The 4,571-nt window shown below is 65.9% G+C and carries 5 protein-coding genes and 1 pseudogene; all 6 read left to right on the top strand.

The annotated features are described in order from the left end of the window. Positions 1-107, top strand: a pseudogene (locus EET03_RS15280) (IS982 family transposase); the annotation flags it as partial. A gap of 35 nt (positions 108-142) precedes the next feature. After that, on the top strand, positions 143-1,639 hold the full coding sequence (dop, locus tag EET03_RS15275) for a pup deamidase/depupylase (RefSeq protein ID WP_075542370.1): 1,497 nt from the start codon (positions 143-145) through the stop codon (positions 1,637-1,639). Positions 1,640-1,772: 133 nt separating this feature from the next. Then, positions 1,773-1,967 (top strand): ubiquitin-like protein Pup, encoded by a 195-nt coding sequence (locus EET03_RS15270; protein ID WP_063471446.1) that lies wholly within the window; start codon positions 1,773-1,775, stop codon positions 1,965-1,967. Beyond that, a complete protein-coding gene (gene prcB / locus EET03_RS15265; protein WP_099193565.1) occupies positions 1,964-2,839 on the top strand; it encodes a proteasome subunit beta in 876 nt (291 codons plus the stop codon). The genes EET03_RS15270 and prcB overlap by 4 nt, the downstream gene beginning before the upstream one ends. Next, a complete protein-coding gene (gene prcA / locus EET03_RS15260; protein ID WP_075542368.1) occupies positions 2,836-3,606 on the top strand; it encodes a proteasome subunit alpha in 771 nt (256 codons plus the stop codon). The genes prcB and prcA overlap by 4 nt, the downstream gene beginning before the upstream one ends. A gap of 534 nt (positions 3,607-4,140) precedes the next feature. Then, the coding region (locus EET03_RS15255) for a PE family protein (RefSeq protein WP_136625702.1) at positions 4,141-4,571 on the top strand (431 nt) is incomplete at its 3' end.

Below are 4,571 nucleotides of genomic sequence, written 5' to 3'. Positions count from 1 at the left end.
TCTACGCCCGCGTCGCCCAGCGCCTCCTCGCCCTTGCCGCTGTGATCTGGCACAACTGGAAGATCAACAGCCCAGTCAAGAGGTCACTGATCGCCTACGACCACTGACCAAGGTTGGGAATTACTCATCTAGGCTCTAAAGCATGCAACGGATTATCGGCACGGAGGTCGAGTACGGCATCTCATCGCCGTCGGACCCGACCGCCAACCCGATCCTCACCTCGACGCAGGCGGTGCTGGCCTATGCCGCTGCCGCGGGTATTCAGCGCGCCAAACGCACCCGCTGGGACTACGAGGTGGAATCGCCGCTGCGGGACGCCCGGGGCTTCGACCTGAGCCGCTCGGCCGGGCCGCCGCCCGTGGTCGACGCGGACGAGGTGGGGGCGGCCAACATGATTTTGACCAACGGCGCGCGCCTCTATGTCGACCACGCGCACCCCGAATACTCCGCACCCGAGTGCACCGACCCGCTCGACGCGGTGATCTGGGACAAAGCCGGTGAACGGGTGATGGAGGCGGCCGCGCGGCACGTCGCCAGCGTCCCCGGCGCCGCGAAATTGCAGCTCTACAAGAACAACGTCGACGGCAAAGGCGCGTCCTACGGGGCGCACGAGAACTATCTGATGTCTCGACAGACGCCGTTCTCGGCCATTATCGCCGGGCTCACCCCGTTTCTGGTGTCGCGCCAGGTGGTGACCGGCTCCGGTCGGGTCGGTATCGGGCCCTCCGGCGATGAGCCGGGATTCCAGCTGTCGCAGCGCGCCGACTACATCGAGGTCGAGGTCGGGCTGGAGACGACGCTGAAACGCGGCATCATCAACACCCGCGACGAACCGCACGCTGATGCCGACCGGTACCGGCGGCTGCACGTCATCATCGGCGACGCCAATCTTGCCGAAACGTCGACCTACCTCAAGCTCGGTACCACGGCGCTGGTGCTCGACCTGATCGAAGAGGGAATCGATCTGGCTGATCTAGCGTTGGCCCGGCCGGTGCACGCGGTCCATGCGATCAGCCGTGATCCCACACTGCGGGCCGCGGTGGCCCTGGTGGATGGCCGCGAAATGACCGGTCTGGCGCTGCAACGGGCGTATCTGGACCGGGTGGCCAAGCTGGTCGACAGCCGCGACCCCGACCCGCGGGCGTCCGACATCGTGGAAACCTGGACGCATGTGCTCGACCTGCTCGAGCGCGACCCGATGGAATGCGCCGAGTTGCTGGACTGGCCGGCCAAGCTGCGGCTGCTAGACGGTTTCCGGCACCGGGAGAATCTGAGCTGGTCGGCGCCCCGGTTGCATCTGGTCGACCTCCAGTATTCCGATGTCCGGCTGGACAAGGGCCTGTACAACCGCTTGGTGGCCCGCGGTTCGATGAAGCGGCTGGTCAGCGAACACCAGGTGCTCGAAGCGGTGGACAACCCGCCCACCGACACTCGGGCGTACTTCCGCGGCGAATGTCTGCGCAGGTTCGGCGCCGATATCGCCGCTGCCAGCTGGGACTCGGTCATCTTCGACCTTGGCGGTGACTCGCTGGTGCGGATACCCACGCTCGAGCCGCTGCGGGGCAGCAAAGCCCACGTCGGCGCGCTGCTGGAGTCCGTGGACAGCGCCGCCGAACTGGTGGAACAACTCACCAGCTGAGATCCGTTAGCGCGGCAGGGAGCGTAAGCCCGGAAACGTCGGCGCTGACCGGTACTGTTAGGGAAAGACCAGCGGGCGTGCAGCACGGCGCCCGCGGCCTGTAAGCAGGCCATGACGAGAGCAGGAGGCGGCGATGGCTCAGGAGCAGACCAAACGCGGCGGTGGCGGCGGAGACGACGACGACTTCGCCGGCAGCACTGTCGCGGGCCAGGAGCGTCGCGAGAAGCTGGCCGAGGAAACCGACGATCTGCTTGATGAGATTGACGACGTGCTCGAGGAGAACGCCGAAGACTTCGTCCGTGCGTACGTCCAAAAGGGCGGACAGTGACCTGGCCGTTGCCTGATCGCTTGGCCCCTAAATCGGCACTTTCCGGATCCGCTCTAGACCTCTCCTCATTCGCTGACTTCCTGCGCCGCCAGGCGCCGGAATTGTTGCCGGCAAGTGTCAACGGCGGTGCGCATCCTGGCAGCGTCGGCGGGCAGTTGCCGCACGGCACCACCATCGTCGCGTTGAAGTATCCCGGCGGCGTCATCATCGCCGGCGACCGGCGCTCGACCCAGGGCAACATGATCGCCGGGCGCGACGTGAAAAAGGTGTACATCACCGACGACTACACCGCCACCGGCATCGCTGGCACCGCAGCCGTCGCCGTCGAGTTCGCCCGCCTGTACGCCGTCGAGCTCGAGCACTACGAGAAGCTCGAAGGGATCCCGCTGACGTTCGCCGGAAAGGTCAACCGGCTCGCGATCATGGTGCGCGGCAACCTCGCGGCAGCGATGCAGGGACTGGTGGCCCTGCCGTTGCTGGCGGGCTATGACATTCATGCTTCCGACCCGCAGACCGCGGGGCGCATCGTCTCGTTCGACGCCGCCGGCGGCTGGAACATCGAGGAAGAGGGTTACCAGTCGGTGGGCTCGGGATCGATCTTCGCCAAGTCGTCGATGAAGAAGCTGTACTCGCAAGTCACCGATGCCGATTCCGCGTTGCGGGTGGCTGTGGAGGCGCTCTACGACGCCGCCGACGACGACTCGGCCACCGGTGGTCCGGATCTGGTTCGCGGAATTTATCCCACGGCGGTCACCATCGGCGCCGATGGGGCGGTCGACGTCCCGGAGAGCCGCATCGCCGAGCTGGCCCGCCAAGTCATCGGAAGTCGTTCGCGCGCTGACACTTTCGGGCCAGACGGCGGTGAGAAGTGAGCTTTCCGTATTTCATCTCGCCCGAGCAGGCGATGCGCGAGCGCAGCGAGCTCGCCCGCAAGGGCATCGCCCGGGGCCGCAGCGTGGTGGCGCTGGCCTACTCGGGCGGCGTGTTGTTCGTCGCGGAAAACCCGTCGCGGTCACTGCAGAAAATCAGCGAACTCTACGACCGGGTGGGCTTTGCCGCCGCGGGTAAGTTCAACGAATTCGACAATCTGCGCCGTGGCGGGATCACGTTTGCTGACACCCGTGGCTACGCCTACGACCGTCGCGACGTCACCGGACGCCAGCTGGCCAATGTCTACGCCCAGACGCTGGGCACCATCTTCACCGAGCAGGCCAAGCCGTATGAGGTCGAGCTGTGTGTGGCCGAGGTTGCCCATTATGGCGAGACCAAGCCGCCCGAGCTGTACCGGATCACCTACGACGGGTCGATCGCCGACGAGCCACATTTCGTGGTGATGGGCGGCACCACCGAGCCGATCGCCAACGCGCTCAAGGAGTCCTACGCCGAGAACGCCGATCTGCCCGACGCGCTGCGGATTGCGGTGGAGGCGCTGCGGACGAGCAGCGCCGACACCTCGGGAAACGGTCAGCCCGCGCTCGGGGTGGCCAACTTGGAAGTCGCCATTCTCGACGCCAATCGGCCACGGCGAGCGTTTCGTCGGATCACCGGTGCCCAGCTGGAATCGCTGCTGCGTGAACGGGACGCCAAAGGCTCCAAGGATTCCAAGGATGCGAATTCCGACGGCGCATCGTCGGAGTAGGTGGTCGCTCGCGATGCGATCGACAGCATGCTGTCAGTCGCGCAGCTCGAGGCTGGTGTAGAACTGACCCTCGCTCGCGCAGCTGTGGCCGCGTTGGAGCGGGTCGCCCAAGCCGATGTCCCCCATACCCGCGAAATCGGTGAATGACGCGAATCCAGGGCCCCGGCCGTGAGAGGGGATGACCGGCCGCCGGCAAATCTGGCCTCGCCCAGCACAATCCGCGCCAACGCTGAATCCAGCACCTAACACCAGCACAGGCACCTGGCGTCGTTTCGGTTCTGGCGAGTCTGCGCTGAAGCGGGCCGCTGTCATGACCGCTCGATCATCGCGCCGGCCATTGACCGTGAGCGTGCACGTCAGAGATGCTGTCCAGCCGCTTTCGGCAATGATGTTGTCGGGCAACCCAACACGCCGTTGGTGGTTCATCGGGCGGCGGGGACGACGGGTGGGGTTAGGCTGAGCCACGGCTGGCTGCTGCTGTGCGCCGGTGCTGACGGACGACCGTCGGGATGTCTGGCAGGGAGGCTGGCGTCGATGGTGTTGTTGTGGGCTTTTCCTGCGGAAATAGTGGCTGCGGCGGGGCAGTTGGACGAAATCGGACAGTGTCTGCGGTCGGCGAGTGCGGTTGCGGCAGGGCCGACGACAGCGGTGGCGGCTGCCGGTGGGGATGAGATTTCAGTGGCGTTGGCGGCGTTGTTGGGTGCTCATGGTCAGGATTATCAGCGGCTGATTGCTGAGGCGGGAGTATTCCACCAGGACTTTGTGTCGGCATTGGGTGCGGCTGGGCGTTCCTATGCCGCAGCCGAGGCGGCTAGTGCATCGCCGTTGGCGGGGTTGTTGGCGTTGGTTAATGCGCCCACGGAGGCATTGTTGGGGCGCCCGTTGATTGGCAACGGCGTCCCGGGTACGCCGGGCACCGGAGACGCCGGCGGGGCTGGGGGACTGTTAATTGGCAATGGCGGGGC

The organism is Mycobacterium innocens (assembly GCF_900566055.1).
GTDB lineage: Bacteria > Actinomycetota > Actinomycetes > Mycobacteriales > Mycobacteriaceae > Mycobacterium > Mycobacterium innocens.
The sequence above is the reverse complement of the archived record's forward strand: the minus strand, read 5'-3'. Positions and strand labels throughout refer to the sequence as shown.